Origin of the sequence: Dyadobacter sp. LHD-138, assembly GCF_030929615.1 — a bacterium.
Taxonomy (GTDB): domain Bacteria; phylum Bacteroidota; class Bacteroidia; order Cytophagales; family Spirosomataceae; genus Dyadobacter.
Genome location: NZ_JAVFVU010000003.1, coordinates 217588 through 235064, shown reverse-complemented (window position 1 = coordinate 235064; position 17477 = coordinate 217588). Strand labels below are relative to the sequence as shown.

The 17477-nt window shown below is 43.8% G+C and carries 14 protein-coding genes and 1 riboswitch; of the genes, 9 read left to right on the top strand and 5 right to left on the bottom strand.

Annotation, left to right across the window (positions count from 1 at the left end; translation table 11 throughout):
* Positions 1 to 25 precede the first annotated feature (25 nt).
* Together RB622_RS02430 and RB622_RS02425 are read left to right on the top strand one after the other, a co-directional pair.
* The gene (locus tag RB622_RS02430; protein ID WP_308044903.1) at positions 26 to 610 is read left to right on the top strand and encodes a tail fiber protein; all 585 of its coding nucleotides are present in this window, start codon (positions 26 to 28) and stop codon (positions 608 to 610) included.
* Positions 611 to 946: 336 nt separating this feature from the next.
* A complete protein-coding gene (locus RB622_RS02425; RefSeq protein WP_308044902.1) occupies positions 947 to 4711 on the top strand; it encodes a DUF4347 domain-containing protein in 3765 nt (1254 codons plus the stop codon).
* 567 nt (positions 4712 to 5278) lie between these two features.
* Here the strand turns inward: RB622_RS02425 and RB622_RS02420 are convergent.
* Complete coding sequence (locus RB622_RS02420) at positions 5279 to 5434, bottom strand: hypothetical protein (protein WP_308044901.1); 156 nt, start codon at positions 5432 to 5434, stop codon at positions 5279 to 5281.
* A gap of 221 nt (positions 5435 to 5655) precedes the next feature.
* Here RB622_RS02420 and RB622_RS02415 point away from each other — a divergent pair, with 221 nt between their 5' ends.
* The 5 genes from RB622_RS02415 to RB622_RS02400 all read left to right on the top strand — a co-directional run bounded on the left by RB622_RS02415 (position 5656) and on the right by RB622_RS02400 (position 9697).
* Entirely contained in the window at positions 5656 to 5952 is a 297-nt protein-coding gene (locus RB622_RS02415) for a hypothetical protein (RefSeq protein ID WP_308044900.1), read from the top strand.
* A gap of 213 nt (positions 5953 to 6165) precedes the next feature.
* A complete protein-coding gene (locus tag RB622_RS30285; RefSeq protein WP_409021413.1) occupies positions 6166 to 6312 on the top strand; it encodes a glycogen debranching N-terminal domain-containing protein in 147 nt (48 codons plus the stop codon).
* A 347-nt stretch (positions 6313 to 6659) separates the two neighbouring features.
* Positions 6660 to 6770: riboswitch (TPP riboswitch) on the bottom strand.
* A 307-nt stretch (positions 6771 to 7077) separates the two neighbouring features.
* On the top strand, positions 7078 to 7914 hold the full coding sequence (locus RB622_RS02410) for a universal stress protein (RefSeq protein ID WP_308044899.1): 837 nt from the start codon (positions 7078 to 7080) through the stop codon (positions 7912 to 7914).
* Between the two features lie 305 nt (positions 7915 to 8219).
* On the top strand, positions 8220 to 8897 hold the full coding sequence (locus RB622_RS02405) for a phosphoribosyltransferase family protein (RefSeq protein ID WP_308044898.1): 678 nt from the start codon (positions 8220 to 8222) through the stop codon (positions 8895 to 8897).
* Between the two features lie 386 nt (positions 8898 to 9283).
* Positions 9284 to 9697, top strand: a complete 414-nt coding sequence (locus tag RB622_RS02400; protein ID WP_308044897.1) for a DoxX family protein — start codon at positions 9284 to 9286, stop codon at positions 9695 to 9697.
* Positions 9698 to 9983: 286 nt separating this feature from the next.
* Here RB622_RS02400 and RB622_RS02395 read toward each other — a convergent pair whose 3' ends face one another.
* The 4 genes from RB622_RS02395 to RB622_RS02380 form a co-directional block, all read right to left on the bottom strand.
* Positions 9984 to 10739, bottom strand: coding sequence for a LytTR family DNA-binding domain-containing protein (locus tag RB622_RS02395; protein WP_308044896.1), 756 nt, complete (start codon positions 10737 to 10739; stop codon positions 9984 to 9986).
* Positions 10736 to 11872 (bottom strand): histidine kinase, encoded by a 1137-nt coding sequence (locus RB622_RS02390; protein WP_308044894.1) that lies wholly within the window; start codon positions 11870 to 11872, stop codon positions 10736 to 10738. The genes RB622_RS02395 and RB622_RS02390 overlap by 4 nt, the downstream gene beginning before the upstream one ends.
* A complete protein-coding gene (locus RB622_RS02385) occupies positions 11869 to 12120 on the bottom strand; it encodes a hypothetical protein (RefSeq protein ID WP_308044893.1) in 252 nt (83 codons plus the stop codon). The genes RB622_RS02390 and RB622_RS02385 overlap by 4 nt, the downstream gene beginning before the upstream one ends.
* 70 nt (positions 12121 to 12190) lie before the next feature.
* Complete coding sequence (locus tag RB622_RS02380; RefSeq protein ID WP_308044892.1) at positions 12191 to 12736, bottom strand: universal stress protein; 546 nt, start codon at positions 12734 to 12736, stop codon at positions 12191 to 12193.
* Between the two features lie 414 nt (positions 12737 to 13150).
* Here RB622_RS02380 and RB622_RS02375 point away from each other — a divergent pair, with 414 nt between their 5' ends.
* Both RB622_RS02375 and RB622_RS02370 read left to right on the top strand, forming a co-directional pair.
* Complete coding sequence (locus tag RB622_RS02375; protein WP_308044891.1) at positions 13151 to 14293, top strand: efflux RND transporter periplasmic adaptor subunit; 1143 nt, start codon at positions 13151 to 13153, stop codon at positions 14291 to 14293.
* An 18-nt stretch (positions 14294 to 14311) separates the two neighbouring features.
* Positions 14312 to 17473, top strand: coding sequence for an efflux RND transporter permease subunit (locus RB622_RS02370; RefSeq protein WP_308044890.1), 3162 nt, complete (start codon positions 14312 to 14314; stop codon positions 17471 to 17473).
* The last annotated feature ends 4 nt before the right edge of the window (positions 17474 to 17477 follow it).

Genomic DNA, 17477 nt, shown 5'->3' with positions numbered 1-17477 from the left:
TTTATCAATTAAATCTTATTCAACTATGGAAGCTTACATGGGAACAGTTATGGCTTGGGCACCAAATTTTGCCCCAAGAGGTTGGGCATTCTGTCAGGGACAAACTTTGTCTATCACGCAAAACTCGGCTTTATTTTCATTACTGGGTACTACTTACGGCGGTGACGGACAAACTACATTCAGATTACCTGATTTACGTGGCAGAACACCGCTTGGTGCCGGCAATGGGCCAGGATTATCTCCTTATGAATTAGGTCAGTCATCTGGAGCAGAGAGTGTTACGATTACACTGAATGAGATGCCTGCGCATAATCACGCGGCCCAGACGGGTAACGCCCCCATACAGGTAAGCGCATCGAATGCTGATACATCGACTCCTGCAAATGGTTTAAGTATTGCCGTACCTGGCACCGTATCGGGCCGGGATTTTAGCCCTACACTTGGATTTAACTCGGCTGCACCCAATGTTACGCTTAATCAGGCAACATCCGGACCTGCCGCTGTCAATGTTGGTGTTTCCGGAGGAAGTCACCCACATAATAATATGCAGCCGTATCTGGCTCTGAATTTTATCATTTGTATGCAAGGAATATTTCCTCCAAGAAATTAAATTAAAAGAGAGAAGCTCATCAGGAGCTTCTCTCTTTTAATTTAAACTTCGGCCTTCAAAACAATCACATTTTAAACGGTGTACACTTCCCGGATTTCTTTGCCGGAACCAGCGTTATCCTTATTAAGGAGTCAAAATAGCCCTATTCTGGCGATGATTCCATTTGTGCCTTATGTTGACATAACCGTTAAATAAATTCTATAATTTATTATCGTATAAATTCTATACATTAGTACTATTTAAAGTTAATGTATGTTTAAATTTATGTAGTATTTGAAAAAAGGTAAAATCTCCTCTATCCCAGTTTAAACTTTGTGAATCCTTCGGTATAGCGTTATGAAAAAAATCTCTATTTATCTTCTGGTTGTGGCCTCTATCATGGCCGGGACCTATTTGTTTTGCTCTTCTTTGGATCTGTCCGGCACAGAAGCCAATATTAAGGATGTTGTGATCATTGACAAATCGCTCGAAAATTATCAGGAACTTGTTGCATCATCCGAAGGGAAATCCCAGGTTATTCTTGTAGAAAATACAGACACAGGATTCCCGGCCCTGGAACGTGAAATCAGCTCCTTACATAACGTGGAACGCCTGCATATTCTGACGCATGGTACTTCCGGCAATTTTGTTTTGGGAAAACAGCAGCTCAACGAGCACAATCTCGAAAAGTTTAAAGGATTCTGGAAATCCATCAGCAATAGCCTGGCCTCTGAAAAATCTGAACTGTTGATTTACAGCTGTCAGCTTGCAAACGGGCGTGCCGGGAAAAGTTTTGTAAATCGCCTGCACAATATGTTAGGCATATCAGTGGCTGGTTCCGAGGATAATACGGGTTCGGATCGAAAGGGTGGAAATTGGGATTTAGAGTATGTTGCCGGTCGTATTATCAAAGAGCATGTATTAAAATATATCCATTTCAAAGGACTTCTTATCCCGTATTTTTCAGAATTAAGCGGAGCCAGCAGTCCATTTGATGCCATGACGATATTTACAGATAATCAGCTCATTTACGGTGATTTTGATTCCGATGGGGATGTTGACATTCACTTGTATCCATTTTCGGGCGCACTGGTAAATCAATTTTGGCGGAATAATGGGAGCGGAAGCTTTGCGCAAGTGACCGGCGCCAGCAACCCTTTTGACGGCATTACGGAAAAAGCAGCGTTTTATGGAGCCCAGTTTGCGTTCGTGGCAGACTGGGATAATGATGGAGATGATGATATTTTTGTTACAAGAAGATCAGCTCCGGGTCAAAATATTTTCTACAAAAACAACAATGGAGTTTATCAGGAAATCACAGGAGCCGCCAGTCCCTTTGATTTGATTACGATATCCGGTGATGATCAGCTGATTTACGGCGATTTTGATTCGGATGGCGATATAGACATTCACTCTTACGCGGGAGGAGGAGCTGCTGACAATGAATTCTGGAGAAATAATGGCAGCGGACAATTTGCAAAGGTTGTCGGCACAGGAAATCCGTTTAACGGTTTGAGTAGTAAAGCCGCGTTTTACTCAAGTGCAACCTTTGCACGCGTGGCAGACTGGGATAATGATGGTGATGTAGATGTCTTTGTTACCAAGGACATTAATAGCGGGGACAACGTTTTTTATCGGAATGACAGCGGAATTTTTGTGAAAATTTCCGGGGTAGCCAGCCCTTTTAAAAATATTACCATTGCATTTGACAACCAATACATTTTCGGTGATTTTGACGCTGACGGCGACATTGATATCCAGGCTTCAAGTTCGAATGCGGTCACAATATTAAAATTCTGGCAGAATAACGGGAGCGGGGTATTTACGGACGTGGTCGGTACCAATAACCCTTTTAACAACATTCCGAATAACGGTGCATTTTATAATGATGCAGCGAAAGCATTCGTAGCGGACTGGGACAATGATAACGATGCGGATGTTTTTGTTCCGTACAGAACTGCGACTGATCAGAATATTTTATTCAAACAGAATGGTACACCGCCAGTTTTAAGCAGCTCCGTTCCTGCGAATGCGGCAACGGGAGTGGCCGTGGACGCAAATATTGTCCTGACTTTTAGCAAGGCTGTGACGGCGGTTTCCGGTAAAAACATCGTCATCAAACGGACCTCGAATAATTCGACCGTGGCGACGATTCCTGTTACAAGCGCGCAGGTTACGGGGAGTTCAACGACAACGATCACCGTCAATCCAAGCGCTGATTTTGAAGGGACAACCGGACTCTACGTATTAATTGATGAAGGCGCTTTCGCAGATACCGACGGCAGAATCTATGCGGGTATAAGCAGCAGTACGGCGCTGGCGTTTACAACGGGGGCTACACCTGTTGCTCCCACACTTACCACGGCCGCTGTGACCGTATTTAGTACAACGTCTGCTACTTTGGGGGGGAACGTGACCAGTGACGGGGGAAAAGCGGTAACGGAGCGGGGCATTGTCTGGAATACGGTAACAGGCCCTACGGTTGGTAATAATAAAACTTCCATCGGGGCCGGAACAGGTAATTTTAGCCAGTCAATCGGCTCCCTTCCGGCGGGCACCAGGATATTTGTAAGAGCCTATGCGATAAATTCAGTAGGGACATCCTACGGTAATGAGGTGGATTTTTACACAAAAACAACGGTGACTTCGATCACAAGGGCGAATTCTTCTCCGACAAATGCCTCATCCGTGTCATATACTGTAACCTTCGCCCAGGGTGTGACCGGCCTAAATAACGCAGATTTTACGCTTACCACCACAGGTGTAGCCGGTGCGTCTTTATCGGGTCTCTCCGGATCTGGAACCACGTATACAGTAAACGTTAACACCGGGACAGGAAATGGTACGATCCGTCTTGATTTCACTGCAACCACCGGGACACAGCCTAACGTCGCTTCTGCTTTTACCTCTGGGGAGGTATACGATATTTACAAAGTGTCTGCCGCGTCCAATTATTTCAGAACGAAAAACAGTGATGCGGACTGGAACCAGGCGGCAAGCTGGGAATCATCACCAGACAATGTGTTCTGGATAACAGCCTCGATTTTCCCTAATTCTTCTGCTGCATCCGTTAACGTCAGCGCCGGTCAGACGATTAATCTTCCCAATGGATTTAATGCTGCAACCGGCAATCTTAACAACATGGGCATCGTCAACGTAAATTCAAGTACGCTGACTGTTTCGGGTACATTAGCAAACACAGGGACTATAAAAGGAAGCGGAACGATCGTCAACAGTAGCTTTACCAATGCGGGTACCATAGCACCGGGGAATTCTCCTGGCATCCTTTCCCATACAGGCAACCTGATCAATAACGGGACCGTTAATGTTGAGATTGGGGGAACAATTGCCGGTACGGGTTATGATAAAATTTTGGTGTCCGGCGCCATGACAATATCCGGAACGCTTAATGTATCCTTGATCAATGGTTATGTACCAGTTTTGGGTGATGAATTTACAATTATTGATGCGGCCAGTATCACGGGTACATTTTCGACGGAAAATCTTCCGTCTGTTTCGCCGAGAATCTGGCAAACAGCCTACAACAATGCGGACGGCACTGTTGTTTTAAAGGTCATCAATGACCCCTTGCCGGTGACTTTGGTAAGTTTTGGAATTGTAAAAAGAGAAGCTGCGGCTGTGCTGTCCTGGACTACTTCACTGGAAACCAATAGCAGTCATTTTGAAGTGGAAAGGAGCGCAAAAGGCTTGACATGGCGGGCAATCGGATCTGTAAAGGCGCTGACTGAAAGTAGCTCCCTGAAAAAATACGAATACCTGGATATGAATCCGTTGTCAGGCGAGAATCTTTACCGCCTTAAAATGATAGATCTTGACGGTACGTTCGCGTACAGCAAGATCCGGAGCGTGGTTTTTGATGAGGAGATGATTAGCATCGGCACATATCCTAATCCAACAGCAGACCGGTTGTTTTTAAATGTAAAAGATGCCAAAGCGATCAGCCAGTTAGGTATTTATAATCTTTCAGGCACGTTGATGTACACGTCGGAGTCGTATCCAACGGGCGGAGTTCAGGTCCGGGATTTGCCCGCCGGGTTGTATATTTTGAAACTAGTCACCTCCCGCAACGAGACCAGGCATTTTAAGTTTTTGAAAAACTAGAACTTTTAGCGGATTACAGGAGGTCGACGCCTGACAAAATATAAATTTGACAATATGCGTACCAATGCCCCGAATCAAATAAAGACAGGTCAATTTTTTTGTTCAATCCCTTTTGTATTTCTAATATCATTGCGACACTGAAAAAGGCCCTCTCTCTACATTGTAGACAGGGGGCTTAATCTTTGAGTCAAACCGCCGTACGCTTGATTAAGCATAAATAGAAACAAAACTTCACGACAGATTCAACAACAATATGAAATTAAACAATTGTATTTTATGGATGTTGCTAGAAATCGTTCTGTCAATTTTAGTGGAGAATTCGGAAGCATTGACCACCTGATTCCGTGGCGGATTGGGTCATCCCTACTTTTGGCGGTAAATTCGTTAATGGGTTTTGTTAGGTCGTGAAAGCTTTGATGACCACCAAAAACTTATTTTTTCCACCTCTGAAAAATTTGGAATTATAGCATTTGATAAGAAAGATTCCATACTTAGCATTTTGATAGTATCCTCCCTGTTACATAGGTCCTTTTCTAGGATTGTTTGGATTGTATGAGATCCGTTTCTCTATTTTACCGTCCCTTTTCCACGGTTGGTTTCCCAGTCTTTGACACAGCTAATCGCCGTTGCGATTGCAATGCCTTCATCCATATGTCGATCTTCCAGGACCGTGTTGGCGATCTCTATCGCTTTTTCTCTCACATCTGCCGACAGATTCTTCATCGAGTCCGGATACCGGCGTTTTGTCTACGGCATAATTTTATGCGAATTTTGTTATAACTGTTTGGAAGATAAAAATTATACCACATTGTGTATGCGTATTTTATTTTTAAAAAACATCAGACCGTCACCACCGGAATCTACCTTAGGAAGGGGCATGGAATGCAGATAGTTACGCAGATAAAATCGTAACTAACAAACGCAGCGCTCTCAGAAAGTTGCGTTTGTTAGTTACTGCGTTTGCTTTTGTAGGAATCTTTGCCAGTTCGGGACTTCTTCGCTTTTACGGAATTATGCCGTTGTTACATGTAATGGACCATCATCCGGCGGCATTCCTCCGCGCATCGGCTACATTCAATTGCACAACGCCGGCAATGATCCATTTCGGAATTTCTTTCGCATTCTGCGGCACAAAAGTCACAGATTTCAGAGCAGGCCTGGCAAAGATGGGCGGCGTTTGTACTACCCATACTCAGCAGTCTCGCCGTAGCGCTGCAAACGATAGCGCATTCACGATTTAGCGCGATGCATAATGAGAGCATTTTAATGTCGTCCTCTTTGAGGCACTCGGTCACACAGTTTTCGCATTCAGCAGCGCATAGAAAACAGGCTTCTATGCAGCTGCGATAGATTTTCGTGTCCATAAGCGGCATGTTTTAAGTCCAACATGATTACATTGAGACCTTGCAAATAGTTGTGCCAGTCGATAATTTGGATGAAGAAATTTTCGGAATATCTTCGAAGTACGTGGTCAAAAAAGACAGAGCAGAGCAGCATTATTTCCACCTGCATTTCCCGGTGACAGAACTGTAATTTTACAGTATAGAGGGCTGGACCAGGTAACCAGGACTACGCAGATATCGTTTTCTTTCACCATATAAAATAGATAATAAAAGCAATCTGTTGTTATTTCCGCTGACAGCGATGGAGACGCGCTGGATGGCACCCGATCTGTCACGGCATGTCCTTTTATTTCGGGTGACTCACCAACCAGGGGTGGAAGGACTGTTTTGATTCGATATCGTATCAAAGCGACGAATTATGCCAGGCGCCGGTTGCACTTTGCGAAGCTCAGGCTTACACCTATGCGGCCAAAATTCATGGTGCCAAACTAGCATTTCTTCTTTCAAACAGCACAATCAAGAGCGCAAAGGCGAAAAATATAGTTTTAAAGAGTTGAACTATCCGTCTTTATAAAAAAGGAGGTTGCCCTCTTTTACAAAGGAAACCTCCCTGTTAACCTATGTCCTTTCGCTGGCGTTGTCCAGATCAAGTTATGAGGATCTCATTCTCAGGTCTGGTAAACGGTTTCGTTTTCAGGCCACTCCTTAAGATTAACGATTAAAATAATCAAAAAACTATGCCAGTGACGAAAAGGTTATCATGGGACAGCCGGTGTATTTATCAGATATTTTATGGCGTGGGAGAAAGGTTTGGATCAGGATTTTTATAAGAGTATTTAGTTCGACTGCACTGAATAACAGGTTGTCAGGACAAAATGAAAAAGAGGGATGATGGTTATAATTTTGTGTTTGTTTCAGCCCCCCAAATCGACAGATGTCGATAGAATATTGGTTGTCGAGATCGTTGTTAAGGTAAAAATTGTACGCATAACCATTGTATTTTTATCAGTAAATGATTCTTATATGAAAGCGATACTTATTTTGACGGACTTTTCGGAAAACGCCTTTCGTGCAGCCGAATATGTCTGCGCATTGGCAGGCCCCTTGAGAGTAGACCGCGTTGTTTTATACCACGTTTATCAGACTGTGATTGTCGGCACAGATATGCCTGCAACGCTGGACGGCAATCAGATTTATACGGACAGTATGCAACAATTGAGGCTGATACGTGACCGGCTCAAACCCATGCTGGGGAGCCAGGTAAGAATTGATTTGATTGCCGAAGATGCCCATTTATCAGACCGGATCAACCCTTTTTGCAGGGAGCAGGCAATCGACATCGTAGTCATGGGTATATCCGGGAAATCGGCTATTGAAAAATTATTGCTGGGCAGTACCACCACGAGCATACAGCGGACAAGCGAATTTCCCGTATTGATGGTGCCCGGAGACGCAGGGGTCGGAAAACCGCTGGGCTCGATTATGTTCTCAGCAGATCTTCATGGCGATTTGCCTACCGAGACGGCCAATCAGCTTTTAGAGCTATTGGGTGCATTTAATGCAGATTTACATGTGGCGCATGTTGAGTCAGATGAAGAGGAAAAACTTTCAGATCAAAAGCGCGGCCTGCTCTCAAATTTACGCAGCAAGCTGGCGGGTTACAATCCCAATTTTCATTTTGTTCAGGGGGAGGATATCCCTGATCGTATTTTGGCTTTGTCGCATGAGTTTCATGCGTCTATGATCGTAACAATTCACAGACAACATGGATTTTTCTCTTCGTTGTTTCGTCAGCGTATTTCAAAAAAACTCATTTACGATTCACCAATTCCTTTGCTGTCGCTGCCAGACTTGTCGTAGGTTTTAATGGTAGGTGCGTTGCGGAATTTGAAAGCTGGTTACAGAGATGACTCTCGGGTCTTTTGCTAAGGCACGGGGTTCTTGAAACATTGATTTACCGTGTCTGTCGAGCTTTTTTTACGTTGTTCGAGGGGATAGGAAAATCGGATTTGGTACCAAAATTCGTGCCAGAAGCCAGTCGAGTATTTTGTTCCACGATTCAAGGAATAATCTCACGCTTTGTTTTTATTTGTCTTGAATTATGGCATGGATGCGAGGTGTTTTTTTAGTGACATATTAGTTAAGATGTTGAAAACTATTGAGATATGATCGGGTATCAGGCAATTTTTACAGACAGAACTGACGCAGGAAAACGGTTGGGTGTCCTTTTGAAAACAAAGATACACGACACCCGCCCACTGGTTCTGGGTATCCCCACAGGGGGTGTACAGGTTGCTTATGAAGTAGCCAAAATTTTGAAGGGCGACTTGTCTGTTGTCATTGCAAAGAAACTGCCAGATCCTAGTAGTGAAGAGGTCGCTATGGGGGCCATAGCCGAAGGCGACTTTGTTTGTTTTAGCAGACAATGGGAAAATTTAGACGAGGAGTTAAAAAGGAGCATCATCGACAGGCAGTCCAGAGAAGTTAAGCGGCGTATTGCGCGCTTTCGTGGCGGAAGACCCTTACCTGAAATGAAGGGGCGGACTGTGCTCCTTGTTGACGACGGAATTGCTACCGGCGCGACCATTGCTTCGGCAATTCTGTTATGTAAAACAAGAAATCCCAAGCGAATCATTGTTGCCGTTCCGGTTGCGGCAAACCATGATTTTTACAATATTTTTAAACATGCCGATCAGGTCGTTATCTTGGAGCAGCCTTCGGTATTTCACGCTGTGGGGGAGTTTTATCGGGATTTTCGTAATCTGCCCGATGAGGATCTCCTGGTGTTGTTGCAAGAGGCCGGACAGCCACCGGGGGGCAATAGTGGAGGGTGGAGCATTTGATCTTACTAAGCCGATGAACGATTTAAAGAAGGTTTCCTTTGCCTATGAAAGTGAAGCTAACAAGGCGCATGTTGAATTATATGGACTGAATGAATAAGCGGAGTTACTCTTTATTTTAACAGTGTAAAATTCTCTGTGTTTGTTAGGAAATCATTGCATCGTTAGAAAATGCTGTTCTTGGAGACGCGAACAAAGACCGGGGTAAAACGGATGTGACGGAAATGATGCCGCTTCTTACTTCTTTTGTGGTAACCCTAGGTTAATGGCATAGATCCATACGTGCGCTTTACGGTCAATGACAAACACAACACCTAAATGATTAAAATGGAAGGATGATTACCGATATTTGCAAAAAACACTGCGATATTTAGACAGACTTTAACATCATGAAAGCATTTTTATCAGCAACGGGTTTGTTTCAGGAAATCGGTCTGACATTTGTCAGGATCATCGTGGGGCTGTTTTTAGTGTATCATGGCTGGGAAATATTCGATGCAACAAAAATCGAGGAGTATGCCAAATGGGATGCTTTTAAGAAATTCTCCTCTCCATTGACAATGGTCTATTTTGGAAAAGGCTCAGAATTGGTTGCAGGGATATTGCTCACACTCGGCTTAATCACACGATTCGCATGTTTAATCACAGCAGGCACAATGCTGTACATCACCTTTTTTATTGGGAACGGCAGAATCTGGTACGAAGAACAACACCCGTTTCTTTTCGTGTTACTGGCTTTGGTATTCATTTTTACGGGTGGCGGGAAATATAGCTTGGACGCGAAGCTGTTCAGCAATAGATGATATCGATCTGCTTGCATCACCCATAGTAGCCGGTTGGATTTCCGATCAATCTTTAGTTAAGGCTGATTTGTTAGGTGCGCGATTGCTCCGTGGCAAGTTGAACCAAATGGATGTGTTTGAAATTAAAAGAAAGTAGGGAATTTAACCTTCCGGCTATTTTCACCAGGTTCTCTAAATTATTCCAACCCAATGCCTGTTTGATGGATTGGTATACCGGGAAGTACTAATCATTTTAGATGATCTCGCTGGAAGGAGCTGGCAGAATTAAAGACACCATATCTAAAAACTAAAAATCCATCCAGGTCTTGAACGACAAAGCTTTTTCCCTGCTCACTATAATTTCGATTTCTGGGTTTTTTGCCAGTTCGATTTTGAGTTTTCCGTTGAAGTAATTATGTACCTGTTTAATCGCATCAATGTGTACAATGTATTGTCGGTTAGCCCGGAAGAAGTATTTGGGATCTAACTGCTGATCGAGCTCTTCCAGGGTTTGGGTCAGTGTTTCTTCTGTCCCATTTATTAACCTGGCCTTTGTAATTCTAAGCTCGGAATAAATGTGTTCAATGTCGCTGACGAGTACGGTTTTAAACCCGTCGCGGTAGGGCAGCAGAAACCGGCTTCGATACTCCTTTTTATTCATTTGGCTCAGCAGGCCCTCAATGGATTTAGTCGTATCATTCTGCTGTTTTTCTTCAACCATTTGGAAGGAATTTTGGAGCTCTTCCTGCTCAATAGGTTTGAGAAGATAGTCGATGCTGTTAAATTTAAACGCACGGACTGCATATTCGTCATACGCCGTGGTGAAAATGATGGGACACTTTGGATGCACCTTCTCAAAAATTTCAAAACTAAGTCCATCGGCGAGCCTGACGTCCATCATAATTAAATCAGGACACTGGTTTTTCAAAAGCCAATCAACACTTTCAGAAACGCTTTCCAGAACGTCCAGAATATGCGCTTCAGGTTTCACGACCGAGATCAGCCTTTTTAGCCTGGCTGCATTGGGTTTTTCGTCTTCGATAATCAATATATGCTTAATCATGGTTTCAATAATGGAATGGATACGGTAAACAAATTGTCATTTGTATTTATTTCGGGAGTCCGATCTGAAAGAAGTAGATAGCGCTGTATGATGTTATGTAGCCCGATTCCGGAAGAAACCCCTTTTTTTTCCAGAGGGATGATGGAATTAGAAACGATCAGATCCATATTTTGACTGCTGTGAACCTTTATTTTTAAGGGGTTGGTTTTTACAAACTTGTTATGTTTCATGGCATTTTCAATTAACAATTGCAGCGTCATGGGCGGCAGACACAAACTTAAATGGGCATTATCAACCTGGATCTCGAATTCTAACCGACTACCGGCCCGGTGTTCAAGAAGGAAGATGTAGGCGTTGAGAAACTTTAATTCTTCTTCAAGTGTGATCAGGTTTCTTTTTGAATTCAGCAGCAGGTAGCGGTAGACTTTTGAGAAGTTTTCCGAGTAGTTGTACCCAAGTTGTTGATCTTCTAAAATGAGCTCTGAAAGTACACTGAGGTTATTGAAAACAAAATGAGGATCCAGTTGTAGTTTCAGCGCTTGCAGTTCGGCTTCTGCTGCTGCCTGCTTGTGCTCCGCAGATTTTAGCTTATGTTCTGTTGCTTCAAGATCCGCATTTTTCCAGTTCATGATCAGGTAATCTCCTGTATGAATGGCACTAATGATGAGGGCTATGAAGATGCTGACTGTTGACCATTGCCAATAAGCAATGGTCATTTCATGTTCACTATACCCCCCGTGACCATCTGCGATTAGGTACGACATGGAGATCAAAAGTGTGAAAATCAGCAAAACGACGCTTGCAATATTCAGGCAGGTTTCTATTCCCAGGCGCACCAATGGCTTTTCGATCCAGGGAATGGACTTGTTCAATTTTTCATGAATGGAAATACTCGACATAGATATCAGGACGCAAAACAACATCGATACAAACCACTCAATTAGCAGTTCCGTAACTGGTCTCGTAAAATAATTCTTCCAAAATCTGTCATAGGGGTCTAACATATATTGAAAAATATAAAACATCACAAAGGAAATTGAAGCCAGGATTATTGTCTTGCTTCTGTTTGTGATCAGTTTAGTGCGTGGGTTGTTCATACCGACCAGATCTGAATTATGAATTTTGCGAGTCATGCGTTAATCACGGTAATCGGGGACGACGTAAAGACAACACGTACATCCTTATTAACATAGGCTATTAAATCACGAATTTGATTATGATCCGAGACGATATCACTTTCTATGATCATCATATCTACCTTACAATAGATCAAATCGCTTATCGCATCTAAAACATCGTTAAACAAATTTACTGCTTCCGGCCTGATACTATTGCCTGGTATCATTACCGAATTTGGTTTGCAAACTATAAAAATTTTCATGTCTGTTTGCTAAAAGAGAGATGGAACGCTATCAATAGGCCCAGGTATCCACATTTTTTTAAGTGCTTGCTCAGATTTGAAAATGACCAACGGTGGCCCCCAGTTCTCTGGCGAAATTTTTAATTTTAACAGAGAGGTTATACTGTATTTCATGAAGGATTTCCGGGGAGAAATAAATACGGTTGACACCAAAACAATTTTTAGCGGAAAGCGCTTCAATGGAAAGTTTTGAAGATTGCTCAGTAGTTGGTACATGCGCTAGCAAATCCTTTTCGAGTGCGTTTGTTGCCATGCCGATAACCAGCGTGTTGGCACTGTATAGATCAACGTATTGCCTAACATCCCGTATGAAATCTCCGGAGATCAGGTGGAATTCCACAGGAAGGGCGTAGGTGTTGGCAATGATCTCTTTGGCCGCCGCTAATCTCTTGATTTGCATAGCAAGCCGGACATCTGCAGATGCAGCGGAAACACTGGCATTGAAGGCAAACAGTGATGGGTTGTATAGCGTAAGAAGGACTAACCTGGCTCCTGAGCGGTAGGCTGTATTTACGGCATAACGTATCGCATTGTCTCCGCTTTTTGAAAAATCTGTTGCTACGATGATGCTTTTCATTTAAACTGGTTTAGATCGTTGGTTGTGAAGTAAAATCATGGAAGCAATAAGTACTGTTTTCATCATTATAAATTTAACGGCGTAAACGATTCATTTTACTGATGCAAAACTAAATGCAGCAACTTGTGGTCTGTCTCAAAATTTAACTGAACCGGAGAAATTCGCGACTGAGCCGGAGACGGTTGCCTACCAAAGCGTAATACTCAATGTCTGCAACTATTTTACTGCGTTTTGATTGGCTAGATGAACGTACTTTCCGTAGTAGAATGTAGGATTACTTGGCATAAAGCCTGTTTTTGGTTCAGTTTAGCACGTCCCTCGTTTCAGTCGCGAAAAAATACGCTTCAGTCAAAAAAGCTTAATGACGCAGCGCGCCGCAGGGTTTCTTTGCATTCGAATTAAATATCACTTACAATGTCTTATCGTACTTTTAAAACAAACATGCTTCTTAAAGGCCTCTGGATATTGGCTATGGCTACCGTGTTAACCTCCTGCGGTTCGGGTACTGCGCAGACCGAAATGGGAGAGGCACCGCCACAGGAAACCGATTTTGTTGAATTGAGCAGCACCAGTGCACCCGTTCAAACATCGTATCCTGGCTCAATTGAAGGTAGTGTCAACGTTGATATCAAAGCGCAGGTATCGGGTTATCTGGATGCCATTTATGTAAAAGAAGGAGATTATGTCAAAAAGGGGCAGTCACTATTTAAGATAAAAAGTGATGCTTTTAACGAGCAGGTAAACAACAGCAGTGCAGGCCTTAAATCTGCTTTGGCTGCACAGGCAAGTGCCAGCCTGGAACTGGAAAAGATCCGTCCGTTGGTTGAAGGGAAAGTAGTTTCGGATATACAGTTGAAAGCGGCACAGGTCAGCTATGACGCAGCAGCAGCACAGGTGGCCCAGGCAAAAGCTGCTTTGGGTTCTTCCCAGATCAATGCCGGATTTGCGCATATAAAAGCGCCGGTAAGCGGATACATTGGACGTATACCTAACAGGGTTGGTAATCTGGTAACTCCTTCTGACCAGATTCCACTTACATCGTTGTCGGACATTGATCAGGTATTTGTTTATTTTTCGATGAGTGAAGCCGATTTTATTACATTCAAAAAAACAGGGATGGAAAAGAACCCAAAGGTGGAACTAATCACCGCTGACGGAGCAATTTATGACCATCAAGGAAAGCTTGAAAGCGCCAGCGGAAACCTTGATCCGACAACAGGAAGCATGAGTATGAAAGTTGTTTTTCCGAATCCCGACAAACTGCTGCGTTCCGGTGGAGCTGGCCGGATTGTTATTCACCAAACACTGAAAGGAGTACTTAACTTGCCTATGGAGAGTGTGAAGGATATTCAGGAAAAATACTTTGTCTTCAAACTCGCAGATAGTAACAAGGTCGCGATGACACCTATTCAGATCGCTGGAAAATCCGGCAATACATACCTGATAAAATCAGGTGTGCAAAACGGGGATAAAATTGCGCTCAACCGTATCGATGTGCTTAATGAAGGTATGAAGGTAACGCCCAAGGTAGTTTCTGCCGATTCTCTTTCCAAGTAATTCAAAGACAACTTATTTATGTTAAAAAAGATAATTGACAGGCCCGTAATGGCTACGGTGATTTCTGTCGTATTGCTAATCCTTGGTATTATCGGATTGACCCGGTTGCCAGTAACAAGATTTCCGGACATTTCTCCACCCACAGTTATGGTGTCGGGAACTTATCCAGGTGGTAACAGTGAGGCGGTGATCCGCTCGGTAGTAACTCCGCTGGAAGAACAGATCAATGGTGTTGAAAATATGCAATACATCAAATCGACAGCCAGTAACGACGGGTCGTTTTCAATCAGCGTTATTTTCAAACAGGGTGTGAATCCCGACCAGGCTGCTGTAAATGTCCAGAACCGTGTGCAGCAGGCTACGCCGATTCTTCCTCAGGAGGTGATCCAGATGGGTTTAACAACCTCAAAGCAGCAGAATAGTATGATCATGATTTTCAATGTCTACACAACAGACAATGAAAAATATGACGAATTGTTTCTTCAAAACTATGTCAATATCAACCTTGTTCCCCAGATTAAACGCGTACCCGGTGTAGGGCAGGCGCAGGCGTTTGGAGCAAAGGATTATTCAATGCGTGTATGGTTGAACCCTCAGAAGATGGCTAGCTACGGTCTTATTCCAGCCGATGTTAACCAGGCAATTGCTGATCAGAGTATAGAATCCGCGCCGGGGAAACTTGGGCAGGAATCAGACGCCTCACTCGAATATGTGATGCGTTACAAAGGCAAGATGAACCAGACCAGCGAGTATGAAAATATTGTCGTGAAAAGAAACGGAACTGAGATGGTCAGACTAAAAGATGTAGCCCGGATCGAATTTGGTTCTTTGAATTACAGTGGAAACTCAACATCTAACGGAAAAAGTGCTGTAACGGTCGCTATTTTGCAAACAACGGGTTCTAATGCCAATGAAATTGAGATCGGCGTTCAGAAGGAGCTTTTGAAAGCATCGAAATCTTTTCCTCCGGGAATCGAATATACGAGCCTGATGAGTACAAAAGAACGTTTGGATGAGGCCACCAGCCAGGTTAAGTCTACACTTATCGAGGCATTTATCCTGGTGTTTATTGTTGTGTTCCTTTTTCTTCAGGACTTTCGTTCAACCATCATTCCGGCCATTGCGGTGCCGGTGGCTATTGTGGGGACATTCTTTTTCCTGATGGCTTTTGGTTTTACAATCAACGTACTGACACTGTTTGCTTTGGTACTGGCCATTGGTATCGTGGTCGATGATGCCATTGTGGTCGTCGAGGCCGTACATAGTAAAATGGAAGGATCCCCTATGTCCGGGAAAGAAGCTACGCATAGCGCCATGGGCGAAATCACGGGTGCCGTAATTTCGATTACGCTTGTGATGTCGGCCGTGTTCATTCCTATCGGTTTTATGACCGGATCATCGGGTATTTTCTATAAACAATTCGCCTATACGCTGGCCATCGCGATCATCATTTCAGCTGTAAATGCCTTGACACTGACCCCGGCATTGTGCGCCCTGCTTTTGAAAAATACGCATGCCGAAGGCCATGATCATAAGCAAGTAAAACAGGGATTTAAAAAGCGCTTTTTTACGGCATTTAATGCCGGTTTTGACAATCTGACTGGAAAATATGTCAAAGGACTGAAGTTTCTGGTTAAGAGAAAATGGATTGGCGCGGGGCTGATTCTGCTGATTACACTTACCGCTGGCTGGCTAATGATGAGCACACCAAAAAGTTTTGTGCCGATGGAAGACGACGGTTTTATTATTTACAGTCTGAGTATGCCTCCGGGAACGGCTCTTGACCGTACAACGGTTGTTGCCGCTAAAATCGATAAGATACTGGCAGCAACGGAATCAGTCAAAAACAGTTCGACGATCACAGGTTTCAATATTTTATCCAACAGTGCCAGTCCGGCATACGCCATGGGTTTTATCAAATTGAAAGATAAAAAGGACCGGGGACAAATTCAGGATATAGATCAGATTATGGCGACGTTATCCGGACAGTTCGCAGGGATAAAAGAAGGTACTGTGATGGCATTCCGTAGTCCTCCTGTTGAAGGTTACGGTGTGACTGGTGGTGCGGAGATCGTCCTTCAGGACAAAACAGGTAAAGATGCCGCTGCTTTGAAGAAAATGTCAGACAAGGTCATTGGGGAGATTATGCAGCAGCCCGGCGTTCAGTATGCTTATACGACCTTCCGTACCGATTATCCGCAATTGGAAATGGAAGTGGACAAAGATAAAGCACAGCAGATGGGCGTAAGCATAAGTGGTATGATGGGTGCGATCCAGACTTATTTTTCTGGTGACCAGAGCCTGAACTTTACCAAGTTTGGCAAGTTTTACCGCGTGAGTGTGAAAGCGGATGGCGTATTCAGGGCTGATGAGCAGGCTTTCAATGAAATTTTTGTCCGCAATGACCAGAACCAGATGGTACCGGTTAAGTCGCTCATCAAGCTGCACAAAGTATACGGGCCGGAATCGGTGAACCGATATAATCTTTTCAATGCGCTGACAATTAGTGTTATACCACTACCCGGAGCAAGTAGCGGCGATATCATGGAAAACCTTGAAAAGAACGTGCTTGAAAAACTTCCTTCGGATTATGGCTACGAGTGGACCGGGCTTAGTCTGGAAGAAAAATCGGCGGGTAATCAAACCGTGTTTATTTTCGCCCTGTGTCTGCTGTTTGTGTACTTCCTTTTGGCGGCTCAATTTGAAAGTTATTTGCTGCCACTATCGGTACTCCTTTCTATTCCGACCGGTATCATCGGTGCTTTCGCAGCAATCAAAGCCATCGGACTTGACAATAACATTTATGTGCAGGTAGGGCTTATCATGCTCGTTGGGCTTCTAGCCAAAAACGCTATTCTAATCGTTGAGTTTGCCGTTCAGCGCAGAGCTTTGGGTAGCAGTATAAAAGAGTCTGCGATTGAGGGAGCCAAGTCCAGACTGCGTCCTATCCTCATGACTTCGCTGGCCTTTATTGTTGGGATGATTCCTTTGATGGTAGCCCAGGGAGGCTCCGCGGTGGGGAACAGGTCTATTAGTACGGGTGCTACGATCGGTATGCTGAGTGGGGTTGTCCTGGGGATTTTTGTGATACCGCTTTTGTACATGCTGTTCCAATACCTACAGGAAAAAATCTCCGGATCAAAACAAACAGTTCTCCAACCTGTTAACGAACTACAATGAAAGC